A 25,968-nucleotide genomic window follows, 5' to 3' on the forward strand; every position below is an offset into this window, starting at 1 on the left:
ACAACAACTCCGATGAATTTCTCCAGATTCTTCATTTCACGGCCGATCTTCGCAGCGGTGCTGTCGCTGCTGATCCTGATCGCCGGTGCGATCTCGCTGTTCCAGCTGCCGATCAGCGAATACCCGGAAGTCGTGCCGCCGACCGTCGTCGTGCGGGCCAACTTCCCGGGCGCCAACCCCAAAGTCATCGGCGAGACCGTGGCCGCTCCGCTGGAGCAGGCCATCACCGGCGTCGAGAACATGCTGTACATGTCCTCGCAGTCCACCGCCGACGGCAAGATCACCCTGACCATCACCTTCGCCCTGGGCACCGACCTGGACAACGCGCAGGTGCAGGTGCAGAACCGGGTGACCCGCACCGAGCCCAAGCTTCCCGAGGAAGTGACGCGCATCGGCATCACCGTCGACAAGGCCTCGCCCGACCTGACCATGGTTGTGCACTTGACCTCGCCGGACAAGCGCTACGACATGCTCTATCTGTCCAACTACGCGATCCTGAACATCAAGGACGAACTCGCCCGCCTGGGCGGCGTCGGCGACGTGCAGCTGTTCGGCATGGGCGACTACTCCCTGCGGGTGTGGCTGGATCCGAACAAGACCGCTTCGCGCAACCTGACCGCCACCGACGTGGTGACGGCCATCCGTGAGCAGAACCGCCAGGTGGCCGCCGGCCAACTGGGCGCGCCGCCCGCGCCGAACGCGCAAAGCTTCCAGCTGTCGATCAACACCCAGGGCCGTCTGGTCTCTGAGGAAGAGTTCGAGAACATCATCATCCGCGCCGGCGAAAACGGCGAGATCACCCGCCTCAAGGACATCGCCCGCGTCGAGCTGGGCTCCAGCCAGTACGCCCTGCGCTCGCTGCTGAACAACCAGCCGGCGGTGGCGATCCCGATCTTCCAGCGTCCGGGCTCCAACGCCATCGAGATCTCCAACGAGGTGCGGGCGAAGATGGAAGAGCTGAAGAAAGGCTTCCCGCAAGGCATGGACTACAGCATCGTCTATGACCCGACGATCTTCGTGCGCGGCTCCATCGAAGCGGTGGTTCACACCCTGTTCGAAGCGCTGATCCTCGTAGTGCTGGTGGTGATCCTGTTCCTGCAGACCTGGCGCGCCTCGATCATCCCGTTGGTGGCGGTGCCGGTGTCGCTGATCGGTACGTTCGCCGTGATGCACCTGTTCGGCTTCTCGCTCAACGCCCTGTCGCTGTTCGGCCTGGTGCTGGCCATCGGCATCGTGGTGGACGACGCCATCGTGGTGGTGGAGAACGTCGAGCGAAACATCGAGCTGGGGCTCAACCCGTTCGAGGCGACCCAACGCGCCATGGGCGAAGTGACCGGCCCGATCATCGCCACCGCGCTGGTGCTGTGCGCCGTGTTCGTCCCGGCGGCGTTCATCTCCGGCCTCACCGGTCAGTTCTACAAGCAGTTCGCCCTGACCATCGCGATCTCCACCGTGATCTCGGCGTTCAACTCGCTGACCCTGTCGCCGGCACTGGCTGCCGTGCTGCTCAAGGGCCACGACGCGCCGAAGGACCGCTTCTCGCGCATCCTCGACAAGCTGCTGGGCGGCTGGCTGTTCCGTCCGTTCAACCGCTTCTTCGTGCGGGCCAGCCATGGCTACGTCGGCACCGTGCGCCGGGTCATCCGCAGCAGCGGCATCGCCCTGCTGCTCTACGCCGGCCTGATGGTGCTGACCTTCTTCGGTTTCTCCAGCACGCCGACCGGTTTCGTGCCCGGCCAGGACAAGCAGTACCTGGTGGCCTTCGCCCAACTGCCGGACGCCGCCAGCCTGGACCGCACCGAAGACGTGATCAAGCGCATGTCCGACCTGGCCCTGAAACAGCCGGGCGTGGAAAGCGCCGTGGCCTTCCCGGGCCTGTCGATCAACGGTTTCACCAACAGCCCGAACGCCGGCATCGTGTTCGTGACCCTCAAACCGTTCGACGAGCGTAAGGATCCGAGCATGTCCGCCGGCGCCATCGCCGGGGCCCTGAACGGCCAGTACGCGGGGATCCAGGAAGCCTACATGGCGATCTTCCCGCCGCCACCGGTACAGGGGCTGGGCACCATCGGCGGTTTCCGCCTGCAGATCGAAGACCGGGGCAACCTGGGCTACGAAGAGCTGTACAAGGAAACCATGAACATCATCGCCAAGAGCCACAACGTGCCGGAGCTGGCCAACCTGTTCACCAGCTACACCGTGAACGTGCCGCAGGTCGATGCCGCCATCGACCGCGAGAAGGCCAAGACCCACGGCGTAGCCGTCAGCGACATCTTCGACACCCTGCAGATCTACCTGGGTTCGCTGTATGCCAACGACTTCAACCGCTTCGGGCGCACCTATCAGGTCAACGTTCAGGCCGAGCAGCAGTTCCGCCTCGAATCCGACCAGATCGGCCAGCTCAAGGTACGCAACAACAAGGGCGAAATGATCCCGCTGGCGACCTTCATCAAGGTCAGCGACACCTCGGGGCCGGACCGCGTGATGCACTACAACGGCTTCATCACCGCTGAAATCAACGGCGCGGCAGCCCCGGGCTACAGCTCCGGCCAGGCCCAGGCCGCCATCGAGAAGCTGCTCAAGGACGAACTGCCCAACGGCATGACCTACGAGTGGACCGACCTGACCTACCAGCAGATCCTGGCCGGCAACACCGCGCTGTTCGTGTTCCCGCTCTGCGTATTGCTGGCGTTCCTGGTGCTCGCGGCGCAGTACGAAAGCTGGAGCCTGCCGCTGGCGGTGATCCTGATCGTACCGATGACCCTGCTGTCGGCCATCACCGGTGTCATCGCCTCCGGCGGCGACAACAACATCTTCACCCAGATCGGCCTGATCGTACTGGTGGGCCTGGCGTGCAAGAACGCGATCCTGATCGTCGAGTTCGCCAAGGACAAGCAGCAGGAAGGCCTCGATCCGCTGGCTGCGGTGCTGGAAGCGTGCCGTCTGCGTCTGCGGCCGATCCTGATGACCTCCTTCGCGTTCATCATGGGTGTGGTGCCGCTGGTGATCTCCACCGGCGCCGGCGCCGAGATGCGTCACGCCATGGGTGTGGCGGTGTTCTCCGGGATGCTCGGGGTGACCTTCTTCGGTCTGCTGCTGACGCCGGTCTTCTATGTACTGATCCGCAACTTCGTGGAGCGCGGTGAAGCCCGCAAAGCGGCCAAAGCCCTGCAATTGGAGGCGCAACAATGAGTCTGAAAGTCTTCCTGCCGAGTCTGCTGGTGCTGGCCTTGAGTGCCTGCGCCGTCGGCCCCGACTACAAGACCCCAGCCACGGAGGCGGCCAACATCACGGCCGCCACCGATGGCGCCGCCGGCCAGAAGAACTTCGACCGTTCGAAGTTCGAAGGCATCTGGTGGCAGCAGTTCGACGACCCGACCCTCAACCAGTTGGTGACCCAGTCGCTGCAAGGCAACCGCCAGCTGCGCGTAGCGTTCGCCCGCTGGAAGGCTGCCCGGGCGATCCGCGACGACGTCAGCAACGACGCCATGCCGACCATCACCAGCCGCGCCAGCAGCGACCTGGCCAAGGGACAGATTCCCGGCCAGACCACCCGCCGGGTCAACAGCGAGCGCTATGACCTGGGACTGGATATGGCCTGGGAAGTGGACCTGTTCGGCCGCATCCAGCGCAACCTGGAAGCCAGCGAGGCCGACCAGCAGGCGGCCGAAGCCGACCTGTACCAGTTGCAGGTGACCATGATCGCCGAACTGGTGGACGCCTACGGCCAACTGCGCGGCGCGCAACTGCGCGAGAAGATCGCGCTGGCCAACCTGGAGAACCAGCAGGAGTCGCGCAAGATCACCATCAGCCTGCGCGATGCCGGCGTGGGCGATCAGCTCGACGTGGAACGCGCCGATGCCCGCCTCGCCTCCGTGGAAGCCAGCGTGCCGCAACTGCAGGCCGAGCAGGTTCGCCAGAAGAACCGCATCGCCACGCTGTTGGGCGAGCGTCCGGACAAGCTGACCGTCGACCTGAGCCCCAAAGACCTGCCGGCGATCGCCAAGGCGCTGCCGATCGGCGATCCGGGCGAACTGCTGCAACGCCGTCCGGACATCCTCAGCGCCGAACGCAAACTGGCATCCGCCACGGCGCGCATCGGTGTGGCCAAGGCCGACCTGTTCCCTCGGGTCAGCCTCAGCGGTTTCCTCGGCTGGACGGCCGGGCGCGGCTCGCAGATCGGCTCATCGGCGGCCAACGCCTGGGCGCTCGGCCCGAGCATCACCTGGGCAGCGTTTGACCTGGGCAGCGTGCGGGCCCGCCTGCGCGGCGCCGATGCCGACGCCGAAGGCGCCCTGGCGACCTACGAGCAGCAAGTGCTGCTGGCCCTCGAGGAATCGGAGAACGCCTTCAGCGACTACGGCAAGCGCCAACAGCGCCTGATCTCGCTGATCCGTCAAAGCGAGTCGAGCCGCAAGGCCGCCGACCTCGCCGAGATCCGCTACCGCGAAGGCACCGCCGATTTCCTGGTGCTGCTCGACGCCCAGCGTGAGCGCCTGGCCGCCGAAGACAGCCAGGCCCAGGCCGAAGTCGACCTGTACCGCGGCATCGTCGCGATCTACAAGGCCCTGGGTGGCGGCTGGCAGCCGGAGACCGTCGCCAGCAAGTAATTCCGTTTTTTTAAAGAGCTCCTTTGGTTGGCCGCAACCAACCAATTCTTTGCCCCGCGTATCATTCGGTCGCGGGGCTTTTTTGTTTCTGAGGGTTCGGTTTTGGGTGATGCCCTTTGCGGCGCCAGGTCAGCCTGCGGTGTCGTTTGGACGGACCTCATCGCTGGCAAGCCAGCTCCCACAGGGGGCCGTGGGTACATGCAGAAACTGCGGCTACCGCAATAACTGTGGGAGCCGGCTTGCCGGCGATGGCGGTGGATCAGGCAATACAGATATCAGCAGTGCCGGCCTCATCGCTTGCAGGCAAGCTCCTACAGTTTTTGTGGTGTGCCTGGATATTGCGGCCACCGATGATCCCCTGTGGGAGCCAGCCTGCTGGCGATGGCGGTGGATCAGACAGCGGCAATGCCGTCTCACCAAGTTCACTTGTGCTCCAGCACCGTCACCGTCGCAGTCGTCCCCGCCCGCAGCCGGTCTTTGCCGGCATAGTCGCCGTCGATCGCAATCCGCACCGGCACCCGCTGCGCCAGCTTCACCCAGGTGTAACTGGGGTTGATGTTGGCCAGCAGCCGGCTGCCCGGTGCGTTCTCACGGTCGGCGATGGCAAAGGCGATGCTCTGCACGGTGCCCTCGAACCGCTCACCGCTCATCAACTCGACCCGTACCCGGTCGCCCTCGCTGATCCTGGGCAGTTTGGTTTCCTCGAAATAGCCGCTGACATAGAACGATTCGCTGTCCACCAACGCGACCAGTGCGCCGCCCGTCACGGCATAGTCGCCTTCGCGGGTCAGCAGGTTGGTGACGTAACCGCTGACCGGCGCCTCCACCCGGGTGCGCTGCAGATCCAGCTCCGCCTGGGTCAGCGCCGCCACCGCCAGTTGCACATTGGCCTCGGCCAGGCCGAGATTGGCCTGGTTGCGCAACAGGTCGGCCTGGGCGACGGCCACTTCGGTGCTGGACTTCTCCCATTCCTCCCCCGAGATGGCGAAGCCTTGCTTGAGGGTGCGCCGTCGCCGCTCTTCGCTTTCGCGCTGCTTGAGCAGCGCCCCGCTGGCGACGATGGCCGCCTGGGACTGCCCCAGCGCTGCCTTGGCCACCTCCACCGAGCGCCGGGCATGCTCCACCGCCAGGCTGTAGCGTGCCGGGTCGATCTCCAGCAGCAGTTGACCCTTCTGCACATGCTGGTTGTCCTGCACGGCCAATTTGACGATGCGGCCCGACACGTCCGCCGACAGCGTCACCACATCCGCCCTCACCCTCGCGTCACGGGTCCACGGGGCGCGGGTGTAATGCTCCCAGGCGAACCAGCCGAGCACGATGGCCAGCGCCACCACCGCCAATGTCGTCAATCGGGCAAGCAATGTCTTCAAGGCCTCAGGCTCCCATCAGCAGAATCAACGTCGCGCAGACGCAGGCGTACAGCGCACCCTCGAACAGCGCCTCGTGCCAGACCCGACGCAGCACGCCCAGCCGGCGCAGCACCCGGTCCAACAGGAGAAAGACAGGGATGGCCAGCAACAGCGCCTGGGCAATCGGCGGCAGGTAGACCCCGCCTATCTCGAAATCAATGGGCAAGGGCCGGCTCTCCTTCAGGGACAGGGTGTTGCAGGCGCTCACCGTGCCGTTCCAGGAACGAGACGACGATCAACAGCGCCACGCGCATGCGAAACACCGACCACACGTGTTCATGGCTGGCGACATGCAGGTCGTCGAGACCGTCGCCCAACGCGTGCAGTTCGACCAGCAACGGCTTGAGCTGCACATCCGGGCGGCCCACGACAAATCGCCCGGCTTGCCGCACCGCCGCCGTCAAACGACGGCTGAAGGTTTCCGACAGCAACGTATTGCCCTGCGCCTGCTGCCTGAGCTGATGCATCGCCACCCCCGCCGCCACGCAGGCCAGGCTGGTTTCGTACAACGCCTGCATGGCCCGGTCATTGGCCGCCGGCAGCAGCCCCAGCATCGTGGTCAACCGATCCACCATGCGGCTTTCGAACTCAAACTGTTGTTCGTCGGTGGCCGCCCCCTTCGTCAGGGCATAGACCTGCTCCCGCGCCTCGTTGTAGAAGCGACGAATCCGCAGCACCGGCCGGAACGGAAAGATCCAGGCATAGACCATGAGGGCGAGCATGGCCGCACTGACGTAGGCGCCCGCGAATTCGAACCATTGGATGGCCGAGTTCTGCCCGGTCCCGACGTTCTGCGGGCCGAGCATCAGGAAGCTCGACAGCCCCAGCCCCATGCCGATGCCGGCCGTCGCCGGGCTGGCGAGGCCGACCGCGATCACATAGAGCAACGGCGCCAGCAGCAACGCCAGCGGTTCGAAATCGCTGACCGCCGGCACCAGCATGAATTGGTAGAACGCCGACACCACGAGGGCCAGGCCCAACCCGCGGGCATAGCTCTGCGCGGCGATCAGAGGGCGCGGAAAGGTCGCCATCAGCGAACACAGGATCCCCACCAGAATCATTCCGCCGCGGGCACCGTCCCAGGCCGTCTCGATCCAGATCAGCCCCGCGATCATCAAGGCGCTGAAGGCCCGGATGGCGTTCATCGTGGCCAGCGTGAAATCCAGGTGCAGGGGGTTGGCCTGACCGCGGAACACGCAACTGGCCTCCCTTCCCTCCTGGATCGCGTCGCTCAGTTCCAGGATCTGTTCCAGTTGCTGCAACAGGCGCGCCTGTTCCCAGCGCAACGCCCAGGCCAGCGAACGCAGGGTCGCGCTCATGTCTTCGGTCAGTTGCTCGGCCTTATAGGCCAGTTCGTCGAACTGCTGTTGCAGGGTCACGAAGTGGTGACGCGCCTGGGCCGGCAGCGCACGCCCCTGCTGCGCCAGTTGGTCGAGAAAGGCCAGTTCCTCGGCGCGCAGACGCTGGATATCCGGCGGCAGTTCACCCTCCCAGCGCGCCGTGAGCAATTCGCGCTGGTGACGCAACGCGGTCAGGCGTGAGGTCAGCAGCATCAGTTGGTTGCCGAGCAGCAGCACCAGACCGTCTGCGCTGCGCAGTCTCGGGGCATCGAAATAGAGGTGGCGGCGCAACCCTTCCAGGGCACTGATCTCCCCCAGCAGGCGCATCTGCCGCTGCTGGAAGGCGGCCTCGTCCTCTTCGGTGCGCAGCACCGCCGCCGAATGCAGGGCCGCAAGCTTGATGACCTGATCGACCTTGTCGAAATAGCCCCGGGTGACCGCCTCGGGACGGGCCGTCAACAGGCTGACCACGCAGACGCAGGCCACCGCCAGCAAGGTTTCGGTGACGCGGGTGACCGCCAGCAGAAAGGTGCCGTCCTGATCCGGAATCGCCAGCAAGGCCACCACCACGGCGGTGTATCCGCTGAGCACGAAGGCCTGTGAACTGGTGTAGCGCAGCAGCGTACCGCCGGCGGTGCACAGGGCCAGCCACAGCGCCAGGGTGGCGATGAACGGCAAGGGCGCCTGGGGGAAGATCGCCATGATCAGCACCGCCACCACCGCGCCGAGCGTCGTGCCGATGACCTGGCCGAAGCTGCGGGCCAGGGCCATGCCGGCCAACGGCTGGCTGATGATGACCACCGCCATGATCGACCACTTGGGCTGGTCCAGATCGAACAGGAACGCCAGGTACAGCGTCAGCAGCCCGGCGGCGACGGTACGCAGGCCGAACAGCAGCACCGCCCGACCGGGATGGAGCACCGAATTGAAGTAATTGACCAAGGCTTGCATGGACACGCTCATCCAGACGACTCCTGCAAGCGTAGACACTGCATCGAAGGCTCGACAGGTAACGTGGTCGACACAGTCTGTAGGCCGATTCGTGCGAAGTGAAATGCCGGTCCGTCGGCATAAACGGCCACAGGGTTTGACTCATGGCGCGCACTGACCGAAGCTTGCCCCTCGCCCGTCTCCGGATCCCTGCATGCCACCGTCTCGCCGCTACCTGCTCATCAGCCTCGGTCTCGTGCTGGCGCTCGGCGTTGCCTGGCTGTCCCTGCGCAGCACCGCACCGGTCATCCCCGAAGCGATCAAGCACGGCTACAGCGAAGCCTTGTCCGCCGCCCGCGCCGGCAAGCCCGGCGCCGCCCGGGTGCTTTACCAGCAGTTGGCGCGTCCGGACCTGACGGTCAAGCGGCGCGTCTGGCTGCACGCCGAGCTGCCCAACTATCCGAGCCCCCAGGCGCTGAAGCTGGCGGATGCGGACCTTCAGAACGAGTCGCCGGACGTGCGGCTGGCGGCGATCAAGAGCATCGTCGGCCTGGTGCCCGGCGGCCAACGCAGCCTGTTGCTCGGCCCATTGCTGGACGACGAAGACCAGACGGTGCGCTTTGCGACGATCAACGCCCTGCTCGGCCTGACCCCGGACGAACTGGGCCTGTATTTCGCCCCGCTGCAGCAAGGCATCGACAGTTGGGAACAGGCCCTCAAGCTTGAGCCCGAAAGCGCCGACCGCTACGCGCAGCTGGCCCGCCTGCACCTGCACAATGCGGAACTGAAGCAGGCGCAGGAGGCGCTGGAGCAGACATTGCGCCTGGATCCGGCCAACCTGCCCGCGCTGGTGATGCAGATCGAAGTGCTGGACCGCCAGGGCCAGAGTGACGCGGCCCGGCAATTGCTGGCCAAACAGTTGAAGGCCCAGCCCGACTCCGCCTACCTGCAACATGCCCTGGGCCTGTGGCTGCTGCATCACGACCAACGCGAATACGCGCTGCTGGGCCTGTCCAGGGCGGTGGAGCTTGAGCCCGACAACAAGGATTACCGCTACGACCTGGCCACCACCCTGCACGGGGCCGAGGAACTGGAGGCGGCGCAGAAGCAGTTGCAGGAAGTCGTCCAGCGCCATCCCGCCGACCGCAAGGCCCGGGTGCTGCTGATCAGTTACTGGAAGGAAAGCGGCCAACTGCAGAACGTCCAGATCCTGCTGGCCCAGCTGGAGCAGATGAATCCGGACGACCCGTCGTTGCAGCAAGGGCTCTGAGCCCGCCGTCAGCCCTTACGCCAGCAGCTCGCGGATCTTTTCCTGCAGCACGTCCAGGTCGAACGGTTTTTCCAGGATCGGCGCCTTGCGCGTGATCGGGCTGTCGGTCTCGCGGATCTCCTGCGGGTAGCCGCTGATGAAGATCACCTTCAGGTCCGGCCTCAGCTTGACGGCCGGCTCTGCGATCTGCACGCCGTTGATGCCGCCGGGCAGACGGAAATCGCTGATCAGCAGGTCCAGATGCGGCTTGCTCGCCAGGATCTCGAAGGCCTGCTCGCCGTTTTCCGCCTCCAGGACGTGATAACCCTCGCCCCTCAGGTAGTCGGTGAGGATCATCAAGATAACGGGTTCGTCCTCGACGACGAGTACTACATCTTGTGCATCTGTGCTCATGGAAAGCCTTTGTTCGGTCAATAGCTGCTGAGTACGACCGTGCGGTCACTCAGAGGTTGCGTCCGGTTCGCCGTTTTCGCCCAGCGGCAGGCAGACGCGAAACAGCGCGCCTTCGTTGATCCGGCTCTGGACGGTGATCGAACCGCCATGGGCCGCGACGATCTGTTCGGAGATGAACAGCCCCAGGCCCAATCCGGCCACCACGGTCTTGGCCGACACCCTTTCGAACTGCTGGAAGATCCGCTTCTGGTTTTCCTCGCTGATGCCGATGCCGTGGTCGGCGACCTCGACCCGCGCCTCGTCGCCTTCGCGGTACACCCGCACCTGGATCGGGCTCTTGCCGCCGTAGCGCAAGGCGTTGGTCAACAGGTTGGAGACCACCTGCTCGATGCGGAACTCGTCCCAGTGCCCTTCCACCGGCTCCGGTGCGCTGAAGCTGACCTCGGTTTCCGCCGCTTCGATCTGCTGCGCGAAGTTCTGCAGCAGGTTGCCCACCAATTGCGCCAGGTCGAAACGGCTCGGCCGGATCGACAGCTTGCCGGTGCGGATGCGCGACACGTCGAGCATGTCTTCGATCAGGCGGATCAGGCTCTGGATCTGCCGCTCGTCGCGCTCGACCATGGCGTTCATCTTGTCCAGGGTGAACGCGGCGGCGTTGTCCCGGGCCAGGTGCATCTTGCGCAACTGCGTTTCGAGGATAAGGCCATTGAGCGGTGTGCGCACTTCATGGGCGACGATCGACATGAAGTCGTCGCGCATGCGCACCGCTTGCTGCAGTTCCGCCTGGGTGCTCTGCAACTGCTCCAGCAGCACCTGCTGTTCGCGCCGGCTCTGCTCCAGCGCTTCGAGCTGCTGCTTGAGGGCCTTGCTCTGGCGGTACAGGTCGACGAACACGTTGACCTTGCTCTTGACCGCCTGCACGTCCAGCGGCTTGTGCAGGAAATCCACCGCGCCGCTTTCGTAGCCCTTGAACGCGTAGTTCAGTTCACGGCCGGCGGCGCTGACGAAGATGATCGGGATGTTCTTGGTCTTTTCGGTGCTGCGCATCATCTCGGCCAGTTCAAAGCCGTTCATGCCGGGCATCTGCACGTCCAGGATGGCCATGGCGAATTCGTGCTGCAGCAGCAGCGACAACGCCTCGTCCGCCGACAACGCCTTGTGGACGATGCGGTCTTCGCGCTTGATCAGCGCTTCCAGGGCCAGCAGGTTTTCCGGCAGATCGTCGACGATCAGCAGTTTTGCCTGGATATTACTCAGCATGCGATTCGTTCCAGCTCGACAAGCAAACGGCTGATGCCGTGCAGGGGGAGAATGTGGTCGGGTTGATGAAGGCTCAGCGCGGCCAGGGGCATGGTGGCCACGTGTGCCTCCTGCGGATCCTGGACGACGGTCAGCCCGCCGTGGCGCTTGACCTGGGCCAGGCCCTGGGCGCCGTCGTGGTTGGCGCCAGTCAGCAGGACGGCGGCCAGCGCCGCGCCGTAGACGTCGGCGGCGGACTCGAACAGGTAATCGATGGAGGGCCGGGAATGGTGCACCCGGTCCTCCAGGCTCAGCGAAAGGCTGCGGTCCTGCTCCACCGACAGGTGATAGCCGGGCGTGGCGAAGTACACGGTGCCGGGGGCGATCTGCTGCTTGTCGATGGCTTCGACCGCCGGCAGCGACATCCGCCTGGCGAAGACTTCGGCCAGTTGGCTGCGCCGCTCTTCCGGCAGGTGCAGCACGACAATGATCGGCAGCCTGAACCCCTGGCGCAGCGGCGCCAGCAACGTCAGCAAGGCTTCGACGCCTCCGGCGGAAGCGCCCACCGCGATGGCCTCGATCCGGGGCAAGCCCGTGGCGCCGTTCATGATTTGCGGTAGATCCGTTCTTGTTTCACCAACGGGTCGAACCGGTTGGCGTAACTGGAGAAATCCAGCGTCTCTTTGCTGCCCAGCACCAGAAAGCCCCGGTGGCACAGCGACTCGTGGAACAGGCTGAAGGCCCGGTCCTGCAGCTTCTTGTTGAAATAGATCAGCACGTTGCGGCAAGAGATCAATTGGGTCTCGGAGAACACGCTGTCGGTCGCCAGGCTGTGGTCGGCGAACGTCACGTTCTCGCACAGGCTCTTGTCGAAGATCGCGTAGCCGTAGGCCGCCGTGTAGTAGTCGGCGAACGACCGCTGGCCGCCCGCCTGCTGATAGTTGGCGGTGTAGGCACGCACGTTTTCCATGGAGAAGATGCCCTGCTTGGCCTTGTCCAGCGAATGCGGATTGATGTCGGTCGCATAGATGATCGTGCGCTCCAGCAACCCTTCCTCACGCAGCAGGATCGCCATCGAATACACCTCTTCGCCGGTGCTGCACCCGGCGATCCAGATCTTGATCGACGGATAGGTCTTGAGCAGCGGCACCACTTCGCGCCGGATCGCGAGAAAGTGCGACGGGTCGCGGAACATCTCGCTGACCGGGATCGTCAGCAACTGCAGCAGCTGCATGAACGCGGTCGGGTCGTGCAGCACCTTTTCCTGCAGGGCGGAAATGGTGCTGCACTCGAACTGGCTCAGCGCGTGCAGCACCCGGCGCTTGATCGAAGCGCCGGAGTAATCGCGAAAATCATAGCTGTACTTGAGGTAGATAGCCTCGATCAACAGCCGAAGCTCAATCTCACTGTTGCGCTCGACTGAATAATGTCGTTCCACTAAATGCGTTCCATCTTCGGCAACCACACCCGAATCAACGAGAACAGGCGATCCAGGTCGATGGGCTTGGCCAGGTAGTCGTTGGCGCCCGCCTGCAGGCAGCGCTCCTGATCGTCCTTCATGGCCTTGGCCGTCACCGCGATGATCGGCAGCTTGCGCCAGCGCGGATCCTTGCGGATTTCCATGGTGGCTTCGAAGCCGTCCATTTCCGGCATCATCACGTCCATCAGCACCAGATCGATGTCCTCGATTTCATTGAGCCGTTCAATCGCTTCACGGCCGTTACGGCCGATCACCACCACGGCACCCTTGTGCTCCAGCGCGCTGGTCAGGGCGAAGATGTTGCGCACATCGTCGTCCACCAGCAGCACCTTGCGGCCCTCGAAGACCTTGTCGCGGCTGCGGGCGGTCTTGAGCATCTTCTGCCGCTCATGGGACAACTGCGATTCGACTTTGTGCAAAAAGAGTGTGACCTCATCCAGCAGGCGTTCCGGGGAGCGAGCGCCCTTGATGATGATCGAGCGCGAATACTTGCGCAGGTCGGCCTCTTCGTCGCGGGTCAGGTTGCGCCCGGTGTAGACGATCACCGGCGGGAACGAGCGGATGTCTTCGGTGGACATCCGCTTGAGCAGATCGTTGCCGAGCATGTCCGGCAGCTTCAGGTCGATGACCATGCAATCGAACACGGTGGTGCGCAGCAGCTCCAGCGCATCCTGGGCCAGCCCCACGGCGGTGATCTCGATGTCTTCGTCGCCGATCAGGCGGGCGATGCTTTCGCGCTGCAGGTCGTCGTCCTCGACCAGCAGCACGTGCTTGACCTTCTGCGTCAGCTTGGCTTCCAGGCGCGCGAACACGTCCTTGAGCTCGTCGCGGGTGGTCGGCTTGACCGCATAACCGATGGCGCCCATGTGCATCGCCGCTTCGACCCGGTCCTCGACCGAGATCACGTGCACCGGGATGTGCCGGGTTTCGGGGTGTTCCTTCAAGCGCTGCAGCACGGTCAGCCCCGAGTGATCCGGCAGGCGCATGTCCAGCAGGATCGCGTCCGGCAGGAACTCGCGGGCCAGGTCGTAGCCTTCGTCGGCGCCGTGGGCGACCAGGCAGCGGTAACCCAGTTCGTGGGCCAGGTCGTACAGGATGTTGGCGAAGTTCGGCTCATCCTCCACCACCAGGATGCTGCGGCTGTCGAACGGGGCCTTGTCGCGGTCGTCGTTGAACCGCGGCAGGTCCATCGACGGCGGTGACGCCGGCTCGGGCGCCGCCTCGGCCGGTTCGATGGAGACGGGATTGAAGTTTACCGGCACGGCCGGCGTCTCGCTGTTCTGGCGGTAGTGCTGCGGCACCACCAGGGTGAACACGCTGCCGCGACCCGGCGCGCTGCTGACGCTGATGAAGCCGCCGAGCAGGGCCGCCAGGTCGCGGGAGATCGACAGGCCGAGCCCGGTGCCGCCGTATTTGCGGTTGGTGGTGCCGTCGGCTTGGTGGAACGCCTCGAAGATGCTTTCCTGCTGGTTGGCCGCGATGCCGATCCCGGTGTCGCGGACGATGAACGCCACGCCGTCGTTCGGCTGGCCGGCGATGGTCAGGCTGACCGAGCCCTGCTCGGTGAACTTCACGGCGTTGGACAGCAGGTTCTTGACCACCTGCTCCAACCGCTGCCGGTCGGTGAACAGGGTCTGCGGCGCATCGGGCTGCACCACGACGTCGAACGCCAGGCGCTTGTCCGCCGCCAGCGGCTCGAACACCCCGCGCAGGCCCTCGGCCAGGCGCTCCACGCTGGTGCTGTCGGCCACCACTTCAAGCTTGCCGGCCTCGACCTTGGCGATGTCGAGGATGTCGTTGATCAGGTTGAGCAAGTCGTTGCCGGCCGAATAGATCGACTCGGCGAACTTGACCTGCTCGGCCGACAGGTTCTCCTGGGGGTTCTCCGCCAGCAGCTTGGCCAGGATCAGCGAGCTGTTCAGCGGCGTGCGCAGTTCGTGGGACATGTTGGCCAGGAACTCGGACTTGTACTTGCTGGAGCGCTGCAACTCTTCGGCGCGTTCTTCCAACTGCGCCTGGGCCTGGTTGAGTTCGGTGTTCTTCAGGTCCATGGCGTCGCGCTGCTCGGCCAGGATCTGGGTCTGCTCGGCGAGCTGTTCGTTGGTCTGCTCCAGCTCGACCTGCTGGGTCTCCAGATGCGCCTGGGACTCCTTGAGGATCCGTGACTGTTCCTCCAGCTCCTCGTTGGCAGTCTTGAGCTCTTCCTGCTGCACCTGCAGCTCTTCGTTGAGCTGCTGGGTCTCGGCGAGCACCTCCTGCAGGCGCTGACGGTAACGGGCCGCCTCGATGGAGATGCCGATGTTGCCGGCGATCAGCTCCAGCAGCTCGACGTCGCGCTCGTTGAGCGGGCGCAGGAAGCCCAGTTCGACCACACCGTTGACCCGGTCATCGTCGCTGGTCGGCACCACCAGCACGCTGCTCGGCACGCCCTCTCCCAGGCCCGAACTGACCTTGAAGTAGTCGGAGGGCACCGGTTCCAGACGGATCAGGCGCCCCTGCTGCGCGGCCTGGCCGACAATGCCTTCGTCGCTGTAGATCGATTGTTCCTGCGCTTCCTGGTCGCGGGAGAAGCCGTAGGTGGCCACACGCTTGAGGCCGCCGTGCTCTTCGCGCACATACAGCGCCGCCACCGCGACGCCCAAGTACTGGGCACAGAACTGCAGGATGTTGCGGCCCAACAGGTTGAGGGTGAGTTGCCCCAACACCTGCTCGGCCAGCTCCGACTGCCCGCTGCGCAGCCAGGCCTGCCGCTCCAGGCGCTGGGCGCTGGCCTGCTGGGCGTCGAGGTTGGCGCCGTAGTTCTGCGACAGGTTGAGCAAGTCCCGGCGGCCGACATAGGCCAGCAGGCCGCTGATGGCCGCGACGAACAGGATGTACAGGCTGATGCTCCAGATCGTGGTGCGGCGCACGTCTTCGTTGCGCGCGGTGCGCAATTGCTGCTCGGTGTCGATCACGTCCTCGAACTGCTTGCGGATCTCGTCGGTCAGGCGCTTGCCGCGCCCGGCCTTGACGGCGGCGCGGTAGTCGCCGCTGCTGCGCTGCAGGTCGATCATCGATTGCGCGTAGGTCGCCCACTCGGCCTGCAACGCTTGCAGGCGGCGTATGCGGTCGGTCTGCACCGGGTTGTCGGCGGTGAGTTCGAGCAAGGTGCCGAGCGCCACGGCGATCCGCGGCTTGGCCGTCTCGTAGGGATCCAGGAAGTGCTCGTCGCCGCTGAGCAGGAAGCCGCGCATCCCGGTCTCCAGGTCGACCGTGAGCTTCACCGCTTCATTGGCGTTGTTGATCACCCGGTCGGTGTGCTCCACCCACTTGATCACCGAGAGCAGATACGTGATCAGCACCACGAAGAACACCGCGCTGAGCGCGCCGACCGCCAGCGGCAGGCTGACGTTGCGGGTCAGGAGTTTACGGAACCGTAGTTCATCGACCGAAGACGTAGAGGTCATTGGACAGCCTTGTCGAACTGTTGAAATTCAGGGAGTTTGCCCGAAAACGGCAACATGGATCCATTTTTCTCTCAGCTTTAGCAGCAATTGTCCCGGTTTGCCTGCGCGATTTCGCAAATCAGCCGTTATCCTTGACGGCCGACCCGCATTCGCACCTTTTTGAGCGATGCCGGGGAACTTGTGGCATTGCGCCATTTACTCATGCTAAAGCGCGGTTGTTTCGCAAGACCGCGCTCCCCTGTCCAGTCCTTGAGAGCTTAGATTATGCCCACCATCCTAGTAGTAGAAGACGACGCCATCGTGCGCATGCTGATCGTCGATGTGTTGGCGGAACTGGACTTCCGCGTGGAGGAAGCGGACGGCGGCGAGCAGGCGCTGGACATCCTCCAGGATCCCGGCCGCCGGGTGGACCTGATGATGACCGACGTCGGCCTGCCGGACATGGACGGCCGGATCCTCGCGGAGCAGGCCCGTCTGCTGCGCCCTGACTTGCCGATCCTGTTCGCCAGCGGCTACGCCGAGACCCTCGAAGTGCCGCCCGACATGCACGTCATCGGCAAGCCGTTTTCCATCGATCAACTGCGGGACAAGATCAAGTCGATTCTCCCGGACACCTGCCGGGAACGACTCCCGGACAGCCTCAATCCCGGTTGATCGGCGCTTCTTTCTCATGTTCGGGAAGCAATGCCTCGGCCCCCTCTCCAACCTGCTTGCCGATCTCGCGGCCCAACCCTTTTCCCGGCTCGCCGCTGGCCTCGATCGCCAATCGCAGGGCTGAGGGGTTGGGTATGAACCTGCCGGCGCTGTCGTAGGCGCCGAGAATCAGGCGCGGCGAAATGTCGACGGCGTAGTTGATTTCCAGAGGCGGCAGCTGCCTCAGGCCCGATTCGGGACGGAACATCAGTTCAGTGTTGGCGTACAGATGAAAGCCTTCCAACTGCCTGGCGTCGATGAAGTAGGTGAAGCCGCCCTTGGCGCCACCGTAGACATAGGCGCCCGCACCGTCCTTTTTGTAGAACGCGGACGTGGAGATGCCGGCGCCGTCCGGCGCCAGGGCATCGTGCGCCCCGCCGTAGCCGCCCTTGAACCCGTTGACCTGATTCAGATCGGTGATGACCGTGCGCTGCCGGAAGCCTTCCTTGAACACCACGGACGTGTCACGTGTGTCGCCCCTGAAGGTGAACCCTTGATAGACAAAGCCTTTTTCCGGCCCCGCGTACCGCACCAGTTGCGTGTCCGAGGCGATTGTCTGGGCGACGCCGGGTCCGCCCGCCAGCTCATGGAGTCGACCTGCTACCAAGGCGCCTTTCGCCGACTCCGGTATTTCCTTGCCTACGGTACTGGCCAATTGATGAGAGATGCTGCCCGATGGCCGACGCAACGATGAAGGGTGATTGATCAGGTTCATTGCCTGGACGACGCGCTGCCCCAATCGTTTCTTGGTTGCCACCGACAACGCCTTGCCGAGCAGCCGTTCCCCGATCGGGCCGGCGAGTTCCGCCAGCGCGCCGATTGCGGCGGCGATGCGCAGCCGGTCTGTTTCGGCGGGGTCATCGGAGATTTCCGCGCGGATCAGGTCCGTCGCCGAGGCGCCCAGCCCCAGCAACATGGAAGCCAGGATCTTCAAGGAGGCCGACGCGAGCACCCCGCTCCCGCCCCACGGCAATGATGCGGCGAACGCCAGACATTGCAGCAGATAACCGGTTGCTTCCAGGGCCGTGTCGGTGAGCCGCTCCTCGGCGGTCGAGACCAGCGTGTCGATGTCAGCCAGCGCTCGGTCGATCTGCAAGGTCAAGAGGGTATCGGCGATGTCATTGCTGGCGAAGAAGGCGATTTGCCGACGCACCGGGCGCGTAGCGAACAGAGGGAACTCCAGACCGCGATACTTGAAGTCACGGACATGGGGCTTTTGCTGCTCACTGAGCGGCACCCGCTTGAGCAGCCTTTTCTGCAGATCCGGGTTGTTTTCCACGAACCTCCCTCTTTCGTCGGGCCCCTCCGGATACTCGATCGCTGCCTTGTCCTCTCCCAAAAAGAAGAGAATGCCCCGGCTCAGGTTGTTGGCGCCGATGAAAACGGCGTTATCGACCTTGAGCTCCGGGCGGCTGTGCAGAATCATCGTGCGTGCAGGCACCAGCCCCCTGAGGTAGTCGAAGGCCAGTTGCCGGTCCTCCATGTCCCGGGACTCGTCCTTGATGAACCGGATGACCAGATCGTGCAGCTCCGCCCTTTTCAGAAGCTTGCCGAACAGCTTGGCCGACTTGGGCTTCAGGCCATCGGTGAGATGATCCTTGAAGCCACGCTGATAATCCGCATCGGTGAACGCCTGAACCAGATCCCGAGGATACGACGAGGGCCAGAGTATCTGTTTGTATCCCACGTCCTTGAGCACTCGCAGGTGGTGATCCGTGCAGATCTCCGCCAGGGTGAACGGCTTGGTGACCCACTGCTTCGCCGGCGCCTCTCCGTTGCGCCAGTCACTGGGCCTGACCGATTCATTGGCCACGTACTTGATGCCGATGGTGGCGTCATGGGTGATCTGCGCCAGAAGCTTCTGCGACGTCACATGCCGACGCGCCGTCTTTTCGATCTGCGCCCGAATGAAGAGGATCGGATCGAACGTCCCGGGATCCATCATGGCGGCGCAACCTGCGGCAATTTCACTGCTCAACGCCTTGAGGTCGATGCCGTCGACGATTTCGTCGGATGTATCCTTTGCGGTGGTCAAGGCCCCCGTCCGCGGCAACCGGTTGTCGGAACTGGTGCCCAGAGGATCCAGCAATACAGACAAAGAGGGGTTCTCAACACTGGCATCCGCCAGATCAAATACAGGTAACTTCATGCAATAGCTCTTATTCATTGAAAATGTCGAATACATGCACTCGCAGATAAATCGCGTCGCGCCAAAAAAACACTACTCGACATTCAAGAACGCCCACACTCATCAAATGTTGAATATGTTTTCCTCGTCACCAGCAGAGACAAACAATACACAAACTTACAACTCACCCACGAACAGCAATAACGCATCGACCGAAAGTTGACGTGAGTTTCCAACGTTTGAAGCAGTCCCGCCGTTCCATGAGTTCCGGGATCCATCCAGAGTCGGCTGTGGTTTAATGACGCGCTTATTCGCACCCACCTGCCTCAAGGAATGCCCGTCCATGCATCAATCCCGCACCACTCAGGTTCTGGTCATAGGCTATGTCTGGCCCGAACCCCGTTCCTCGGCGGCCAGCGGGCATGTCATGCAGATCCTCGAGGCATTCCTGCAAGAAGGCTGGGACATCACCTTCGCCAGCCCCGCCGGCCCCGGCGAACACAAGGCGGACCTCACGGCCATGGGCATCCGCGAGGTGCCGATCGAACTCAACAGCGAAAGCTTCGATACGTTCGTCCGTGAACTGGCGCCGGACATTGTCCTGTTCGACCAGTTCATGATGGAGGAGCAGTTCGGCTGGCGCGTCGAGAAGCAGTGCCCGGACGCTCTGCGGATGCTGGAGACCTCCGACCTGCAAAGCCTGCGTCACGCCCGCCATCAGCGCCTCAAGGAGCGTTTGAAGGCCAGCGACGACGCCAACGATTTCACCGGACTGTTCGCGCCGGCCCTGCGCGAGGAGTTCGAACGGATGGCCGATACCGATCTGGCCCGCCGTGAGATCGCCGCGCTGTACCGCTGCGATCTGAACCTGATGGTGTCCGAGGTTGAGATCGAGTTGCTGGTGGAACAGTTCCACCTGCCGCGGGAGGCGGTGCACTGGTGCCCGTTGATGGTGGACGCACCCGCCGAACCGGCAAGACCGTTCGGCGAGCGGGCGCACTTCCTGAGCATCGGCAACTTTCGCCACGCACCGAACTGGGATGCGGTGCTCTGGATGAAAAACACGCTCTGGCCGCTCATCCGCGCCCGGTTGCCGAGCGCTCAACTGCATGTCTACGGGGCCTACACCCCGCCGAAAGCGACCGCGCTGCACAATGCGGCGCAGGGCTTTCATGTCATGAACTGGGCCGAGGATGCCTTGCAGGTCATGTCCGCCGCCCGGGTCTGCCTGGCGCCGCTGCGCTTCGGCGCCGGCATCAAGGGCAAACTGGTGGACGCCATGCTTTGCGGCACGCCGAGCGTGACGACCCCGATCGGCGCCGAGGCCATGCATCGCGAACGTCCCTGGCCCGGCGCCATTGCCTGCACCGCTGAGGATCTTGCCGAGCAGGCGGTGCAACTCTATTCGGATGAGTCACGCTGGCAGAACGCTCAGGCACACGGCAACACGCTACTGGCGGAACATTACCGGCGCTCGACGCATGCGGCCGCACTGATCGAGAAGATCGCTCAATGCCGGCAAAACCTGGCAAAACTAAGAAGTCACAATTTCATTGGCGGCATGTTGCGTCATCACACATTGAAGAGCACCCAGTACATGGCGCAATGGATCGAAGAAAAGAACCGCAACAAGTTACATGCCGAACAATAAGCCAACAACTTGAATCAACAACTCAATTGGCATGCCTCCCCAACCAACTTATAAATCCCTGCAAGCGCCGAAAGACAAATCGGCGCATTCATCAAACCATGAATTGCAGGAGTCGCTTCATGAGCCCCCCCTACACAAACAACGCCTGGATGGCGGCCACCCCCCGCCTCGACATTCTGTCGCTCAATGAACTTTCGCTGCCCGGCACCCACAATGCCGGCAGTGACTGGAGGGCTTCCTACCCATTCTTCGGCCCGCCCGCCCACTGGCTGGCGTGCCAGCACGACAGGTTCTACCGGCAACTGCACAACGGCGCGCGGGTGCTGGACATTCGCCTGATGGCCGACAGCAAGGAGTCGGGCCTTGAGCGGTTCCGAATCCACCACAATGGCTTCCCCAACTCTCGCCGGCTCGGCGACCTGATCACTGACGTCAAAAACTTTCTGAACGAAAACCCGGATGAGTTCGTCATCCTGGACTTTCACAAGACCGATGGCGACAGCTTCGACTATGCGTACTTCAACAAGATGATGATCCAGTTGCTGGGTCATCGGTTGATTCCGGCCACTAACGCCAACCTCAGCCTGGGCACCCTGAAACGCCTCAGCGACAAACAACGCGTGCTGGCCGCGGTCCGCCGGCATCCGGACATCGACCATTCCGTGTTCATTGATGAAATCCGCCACGAATGGAGCGGAAGCGGCACCACCAACACCCAGGAACTGTATCAGCACATCACCAACGTGCTGCGCAATCCGCCCGGCAACTGGCGCCCCTGGTCCTTGTCCGCCACCAGCTACAGCGCGCTGGGCGGGCCGGTGGACATCCATGACAAGCTCAACGAATGGTTCGACCCGGACACCAGCGACTGGGCCCGGCAGTGCAACATCATCAATGTCGATTTCATCGAGGAAACGAGGATCGTCGACTATTGCCGGACGATGAACCTGATCAAGGCCGACCAGCGCCAGCGGCAGTTTGCGCGCGAGCGCGCTGGCGCAACCGCTGTCTGACGGGGCATGATCCGCGGGCAATGACCACAAAGGCGTCCAGCCATGACCCGAACCGCTCGCGTGACCGACCCTTCCTATGAGCTGATGGATGACCACAACGGGTTGTCCATCATCTACCGCCAGCACGGGTTCCCGTGTCCGCTGGTGCGCTGGCACTTTCACAAGGAATACGAGCTGCACCTGATCGTCGCCAGTTCGGGCAAGGTGTTCATCGGCGACTACATCGGCAACTTCCACCCCCAGACCCTGTTCCTCACCGGACCCAACCTGCCGCACAACTGGATCAGCCAGGTCGCCGAGGACGAGGTGGTTGAGAAGCGCGACATGCTGGTCAACTTCACCGACGAGCTGTTCGAAAGCGGCTTTCAGGTGTTCGCCGAACTCAAGAGCCTCACCCCGTTGCTGGAACGGGCGCAGTACGGCATCGAGTTCCGCTGCCCGCACACGATCCGCCAGGCCATGCCGCTGATGCAGAAGATCGCCGACAGCCGCGGCACCACCCGCCTCGGCCATTTCTTCATCTTGATGGAGCTGCTGGCGACCTGCGACGACTATCAGCTGCTGTCCGGCGCCACCACCCCGCAACTGGCGGACGAGCACAACATCGACCGCACCAACCGCGCCGTGGACTACATCTTCGCCCACTACGCCCGGGAACTGACGCTGGAGGAAGTCGCCGACCACCTGGGCCTCAAGCCGACCTACTTCAGCCGGGTGTTCAAGCAGGCCACGGGGCGCAACTTCATCGAGTTCGTCAATCGGCTGCGGATCAGCAAGTCCTGCGAACTGCTGGCCGACGGCGACAAACCGGTGACCGAGGTGTGCTTCGAGTCGGGCTTCAACAACATCTCCAACTTCAACCGGCGCTTCCAGCAGCTCAAGGGCATGACGCCTTCGCACTACCGCCGGCTGGTGGTGCAGCGCCTGACCGAGCAGAACCTGGGCTGATTCCCGCAGGTTCAATCTTTGGCGCATCCCGGCCTCAACCGCCAGTGCAAAAAAGTATCGGTCAGAGTGCTAGGGATGATTTGTCTGCCCTGCGTTTGAAGGTTGTAATCAGTGCACATTCTTCCTGCCTTCGGAAGACACAAAAACAATAACCGTCCTTCTGCCGCCCGCCGGGCGCAGAAAAGGAGTGCACGATGCAACCCACCGCAAAAGCCCTGCTGGCCCTCACCTGCCTGACCCTGAGCGGCGTCAGCCTCGGCGCCCAGACCCTCACCATCGCCACCGTCAACAACAGCGACATGATCCGCATGCAGCGGCTGTCGAAAACCTTCGAGGCCGAGCACCCGGACATCAAGCTCAATTGGGTGGTGCTGGAGGAAAACGTCCTGCGCCAACGCCTGACCACCGACATCGCCACTCAGGGTGGCCAGTTCGACGTGTTGACCATCGGCATGTACGAAGCCGCACTCTGGGGGGCCAAGGGCTGGCTGGAGCCGATGAAGGACCTGCCGGCCAGCTACGCCCTCGACGATGTGTTCCCGTCGGTGCGCGAGGGGCTGTCGGTCAAGGGTTCGCTGTACGCCTTGCCGTTCTACGCCGAAAGCTCGATGACCTACTACCGCACCGACCTGTTCAAGGACGCCGGCCTGACCATGCCCGAACGCCCGACCTGGGAGCAGATCGCCGAGTTCGCCGGCAAGCTCAACCACCCGGACAAGGAACAGTACGGCCTGTGCCTGCGGGGCAAGGCCGGCTGGGGCGAGAACATCGCGTTGATCACCACCGTCGCCAACGCCTACGGCGCGCGCTGGTTCGATGAGCAGTGGAAGCCCGAATTCAGCGGCCCGGAATGGAAGAACGCGCTGAACTTCTACGTCGACACCATGAAGAAATCCGGCCCGCCGGGGGCCTCCAGCAACGGCTTCAACGAGAACCTGGCGCTGTTCAACAGCGGCAAATGCGCGATCTGGGTCGACGCCAGCGTCGCCGGCTCGTTCGTCACCGACAAGTCCCAGAGCAAGGTGGCCGACCACGTCGGCTTCACGTTTGCGCCGCACCAGGTCACCGACAAGGGTTCGGCGTGGCTGTATTCCTGGGCGCTGGCGATCCCGACCAGTTCCAAGGCCAAGGACGCGGCCAAGGCCTTCAGCGCCTGGGCCACCTCCAAGGAGTACGGCGCGCTGGTCGCCGAGAAGGACGGGATCGCCAATGTGCCGCCGGGCACCCGCGCCTCCACCTACAGCGACGCCTACATGAGCGCCGCGCCGTTCGCCAAGGTCACGCTGGAGTCGCTCAAGGCCGCCGATCCCGGCAAGCCGACCCTCAAGCCGGTGCCGTACATCGGCATCCAGTTGGTGACCATCCCTGAGTTCCAGGCCGTGGGCACCCAGGTCGGCAAGCTGTTCTCGGCGGCGCTGATCGGCCAGAGCACGGTCGACCAGGCGCTGGCCGCCGCCCAGCAAACCACCGAACGCGAAATGAAGCGCGCCGGGTATCCCAAATAGCCCGCGCCACCCGTTTCTGCCTCCTGTGGGAGCAACTGTCTTGCCCGGCGGACTGACGCCATCGCCGGCAGGCCGGCTCCCACAAGATTCTCCATAGGTCTGTATGACTCGGTTCCCGATGCCATGAATACTTCAACCGCCAAAGCCCATCTCGAGCTGTCCCGCCCCACGCGCAAACCGCGGGTGGCCAACCCCGGCTGGTTCCTCGTCAGCCCGTCGGTGGCCCTGTTGCTGCTGTGGATGATCGTGCCGCTGGGCATGACCCTGTACTTTTCGATGATCCGCTACAACCTGCTCTACCCCGGTGAAAACGAATTCACGGGGCTGGAGAACTTCACCTACTTCCTGACCGATTCGGGCTTCATGCCGGGCGCCGCCAACACGCTGTTGCTGGTGGGCAGCGTGCTGCTGATCAGCGTGGTGTTCGGCGTGCTGATCAGCGCCCTGCTGGAGGCCAGCGAGTTCTTCGGCCGGGGCCTGGTGCGGGTGCTGCTGATCTCGCCGTTCTTCATCATGCCCACGGTCGGCGCACTGATCTGGAAGAACCTGATCTTCCACCCGGTGTCCGGGATCCTCGCTTACATCTGGAAGCTGTTCGGCGCGCAGCCGGTGGATTGGCTGGCCCACTACCCGCTGCTGTCGATCATCATCATTGTCTCGTGGCAATGGCTGCCCTTCGCGATCCTGATCCTGATGACCGCCATGCAGTCCCTGGACCAGGAACAGAAGGAAGCCGCCCGCCTGGACGGCGCCGGCCCCGTCGCGATCTTCTGGCACCTGACCCTGCCGCACCTGGCGCGGCCGATCGCGGTGGTGGTGATGATCGAGACCATTTTCCTGCTGTCGGTGTTCGCCGAGATCTTCACCACCACCAACGGCGGCCCCGGCTACGCCTCGACCAACCTCGCCTACCTGATCTACAACCAGGCGCTGGTGCAGTTCGACGTCGGCATGGCCTCGGCGGGCGGCCTGATCGCCGTGGTCATCGCCAACATCGCCGCGATCGTCCTGGTGCGGATGATCGGCAAAAACCTGACCGACAACGCCTGAGGCCCGCCATGACCCTACAACAGTCCCGTCGCCTGCAAAGCCTGCTGCTCGGCACCCTGGCCTGGGCCATCGCCATCGTGATTTTCTTCCCGATCCTCTGGATGGCGCTGACCAGCTTCAAGACCGAAATCGACGCGTTCGCCACGCCGCCGCAGTTCCTCTTCAGCCCGACCCTGGAGAACTACCTGCACATCAACGAGCGCAGCGACTACTTCAGCTTCGCCTGGAACTCGGTGGTGATCTCGTTCAGCGCCACCGCCCTGTGCCTGCTGATCGCGGTGCCGGCGGCCTACTCCATGGCGTTCTACGAGACCCAGCGCACCAAGGGCACGCTGCTGTGGATGCTCTCCACCAAGATGCTGCCGCCGGTGGGCGTGCTGATGCCGGTCTACCTGCTGGCCAAGAGCTTCGGCCTGCTCGACACGCGGATCGCGCTGATCGCCATCTACACCCTGATCAACCTGCCGATCGTGATCTGGATGGTTTACACCTACTTCAAGGACATCCCCCGGGACATCCTCGAAGCCGCGCGCCTGGACGGCGCCACCCTGCCCCAGGAAATGCTCCGCGTGCTGCTGCCCATCGCCAAGGGCGGCCTGGCCTCCACCGTGCTGCTGTCGCTGATCCTGTGCTGGAACGAAGCGTTCTGGTCGCTGAACCTGACCTCCTCGAAAGCCGCGCCGCTGACCGCGCTGATCGCCTCCTATTCCAGCCCCGAAGGGCTGTTCTGGGCCAAGTTGTCGGCGGTCTCGACCCTGGCCTGCGCGCCGATCCTGATCTTCGGCTGGATCAGCCAGAAGCAGTTGGTGCGCGGCCTGTCGTTCGGCGCCGTGAAATGAATCCGGCCCCTACCCACTTCCACA

The 25,968-nt window shown here is 63.7% G+C and carries 19 protein-coding genes; 10 read left to right on the top strand and 9 right to left on the bottom strand.

The window, feature by feature from the left end:
• Positions 1–12: 12 nt before the first annotated feature.
• Together CAG41_RS17160 and CAG41_RS17165 are read left to right on the top strand one after the other, a co-directional pair.
• Complete coding sequence (locus tag CAG41_RS17160; RefSeq protein ID WP_085632432.1) at positions 13–3,192, top strand: efflux RND transporter permease subunit; 3,180 nt, start codon at positions 13–15, stop codon at positions 3,190–3,192.
• On the top strand, positions 3,189–4,610 hold the full coding sequence (locus tag CAG41_RS17165) for an efflux transporter outer membrane subunit (protein WP_085583239.1): 1,422 nt from the start codon (positions 3,189–3,191) through the stop codon (positions 4,608–4,610). Before CAG41_RS17160 ends, CAG41_RS17165 begins: the two co-directional genes overlap by 4 nt.
• Before the next feature lie 422 nt (positions 4,611–5,032).
• Here the strand turns inward: CAG41_RS17165 and CAG41_RS17170 are convergent, their stop codons facing one another.
• The 3 genes from CAG41_RS17170 to CAG41_RS17180 are packed head-to-tail and all read right to left on the bottom strand — an operon-like array spanning position 5,033 to position 8,322.
• Positions 5,033–5,980, bottom strand: a complete 948-nt coding sequence (locus CAG41_RS17170; protein ID WP_085583241.1) for an HlyD family secretion protein — start codon at positions 5,978–5,980, stop codon at positions 5,033–5,035.
• Positions 5,981–5,984: 4 nt separating this feature from the next.
• Positions 5,985–6,185: a DUF1656 domain-containing protein gene (locus tag CAG41_RS17175; RefSeq protein ID WP_085583243.1), complete on the bottom strand. Its 201-nt coding sequence runs from the start codon at positions 6,183–6,185 to the stop codon at positions 5,985–5,987.
• Positions 6,175–8,322, bottom strand: a complete 2,148-nt coding sequence (locus CAG41_RS17180; RefSeq protein WP_256575727.1) for an FUSC family protein — start codon at positions 8,320–8,322, stop codon at positions 6,175–6,177. Before CAG41_RS17180 ends, CAG41_RS17175 begins: the two co-directional genes overlap by 11 nt.
• Before the next feature lie 181 nt (positions 8,323–8,503).
• Between CAG41_RS17180 and CAG41_RS17185 the strand changes: the two genes are divergently transcribed.
• Positions 8,504–9,559: a tetratricopeptide repeat protein gene (locus CAG41_RS17185; protein ID WP_085583246.1), complete on the top strand. Its 1,056-nt coding sequence runs from the start codon at positions 8,504–8,506 to the stop codon at positions 9,557–9,559.
• A gap of 15 nt (positions 9,560–9,574) precedes the next feature.
• Here CAG41_RS17185 and CAG41_RS17190 read toward each other — a convergent pair whose 3' ends face one another.
• From CAG41_RS17190 to CAG41_RS17210, 5 genes are read right to left on the bottom strand one after another with little or no spacing between them, the layout of a single operon-like run.
• Positions 9,575–9,952: a response regulator gene (locus tag CAG41_RS17190; RefSeq protein ID WP_085583248.1), complete on the bottom strand. Its 378-nt coding sequence runs from the start codon at positions 9,950–9,952 to the stop codon at positions 9,575–9,577.
• A gap of 45 nt (positions 9,953–9,997) precedes the next feature.
• Positions 9,998–11,212, bottom strand: coding sequence for a hybrid sensor histidine kinase/response regulator (locus CAG41_RS17195; RefSeq protein WP_085583250.1), 1,215 nt, complete (start codon positions 11,210–11,212; stop codon positions 9,998–10,000).
• Positions 11,206–11,799 (bottom strand): chemotaxis protein CheB, encoded by a 594-nt coding sequence (locus tag CAG41_RS17200; RefSeq protein ID WP_085583252.1) that lies wholly within the window; start codon positions 11,797–11,799, stop codon positions 11,206–11,208. The genes CAG41_RS17195 and CAG41_RS17200 overlap by 7 nt, the downstream gene beginning before the upstream one ends.
• Positions 11,796–12,629 (bottom strand): protein-glutamate O-methyltransferase CheR, encoded by an 834-nt coding sequence (locus CAG41_RS17205; RefSeq protein ID WP_085583254.1) that lies wholly within the window; start codon positions 12,627–12,629, stop codon positions 11,796–11,798. Before CAG41_RS17205 ends, CAG41_RS17200 begins: the two co-directional genes overlap by 4 nt.
• A complete protein-coding gene (locus CAG41_RS17210) occupies positions 12,629–16,117 on the bottom strand; it encodes a response regulator (RefSeq protein WP_085639738.1) in 3,489 nt (1,162 codons plus the stop codon). Before CAG41_RS17210 ends, CAG41_RS17205 begins: the two co-directional genes overlap by 1 nt.
• Positions 16,118–16,381: 264 nt before the next feature.
• Between CAG41_RS17210 and CAG41_RS17215 the strand changes: the two genes are divergently transcribed.
• Positions 16,382–16,771 carry a response regulator gene (locus tag CAG41_RS17215; protein ID WP_085583258.1) on the top strand — a complete coding sequence of 130 codons (390 nt, stop codon included), beginning with the start codon at positions 16,382–16,384 and terminating at the stop codon, positions 16,769–16,771.
• Here CAG41_RS17215 and CAG41_RS17220 read toward each other — a convergent pair.
• Positions 16,758–18,959, bottom strand: a complete 2,202-nt coding sequence (locus CAG41_RS17220) for a hypothetical protein (protein WP_085583260.1) — start codon at positions 18,957–18,959, stop codon at positions 16,758–16,760. The genes CAG41_RS17215 and CAG41_RS17220 overlap by 14 nt on opposite strands.
• A 322-nt stretch (positions 18,960–19,281) precedes the next feature.
• Here CAG41_RS17220 and CAG41_RS17225 point away from each other — a divergent pair, with 322 nt between their 5' ends.
• The 6 genes from CAG41_RS17225 to CAG41_RS17250 all read left to right on the top strand — a co-directional run bounded on the left by CAG41_RS17225 (position 19,282) and on the right by CAG41_RS17250 (position 25,944).
• A complete protein-coding gene (locus tag CAG41_RS17225) occupies positions 19,282–20,589 on the top strand; it encodes a glycosyltransferase (RefSeq protein WP_085707248.1) in 1,308 nt (435 codons plus the stop codon).
• Between the two features lie 119 nt (positions 20,590–20,708).
• Positions 20,709–21,602, top strand: a complete 894-nt coding sequence (locus CAG41_RS17230) for a phosphatidylinositol-specific phospholipase C domain-containing protein (RefSeq protein ID WP_085583264.1) — start codon at positions 20,709–20,711, stop codon at positions 21,600–21,602.
• Between the two features lie 42 nt (positions 21,603–21,644).
• Complete coding sequence (locus tag CAG41_RS17235; protein WP_085583266.1) at positions 21,645–22,550, top strand: AraC family transcriptional regulator; 906 nt, start codon at positions 21,645–21,647, stop codon at positions 22,548–22,550.
• A gap of 194 nt (positions 22,551–22,744) precedes the next feature.
• Positions 22,745–24,055 (top strand): sugar ABC transporter substrate-binding protein, encoded by a 1,311-nt coding sequence (locus CAG41_RS17240; RefSeq protein WP_085583268.1) that lies wholly within the window; start codon positions 22,745–22,747, stop codon positions 24,053–24,055.
• A 123-nt stretch (positions 24,056–24,178) separates the two neighbouring features.
• Positions 24,179–25,105 (top strand): carbohydrate ABC transporter permease, encoded by a 927-nt coding sequence (locus CAG41_RS17245; protein ID WP_085583270.1) that lies wholly within the window; start codon positions 24,179–24,181, stop codon positions 25,103–25,105.
• An 8-nt stretch (positions 25,106–25,113) separates the two neighbouring features.
• Positions 25,114–25,944: a carbohydrate ABC transporter permease gene (locus CAG41_RS17250; protein WP_085583272.1), complete on the top strand. Its 831-nt coding sequence runs from the start codon at positions 25,114–25,116 to the stop codon at positions 25,942–25,944.
• Positions 25,945–25,968: the final 24 nt, after the last annotated feature.

This window comes from Pseudomonas sp. B35(2017), assembly GCF_002113645.1.
GTDB lineage: Bacteria > Pseudomonadota > Gammaproteobacteria > Pseudomonadales > Pseudomonadaceae > Aquipseudomonas > Aquipseudomonas ekonensis.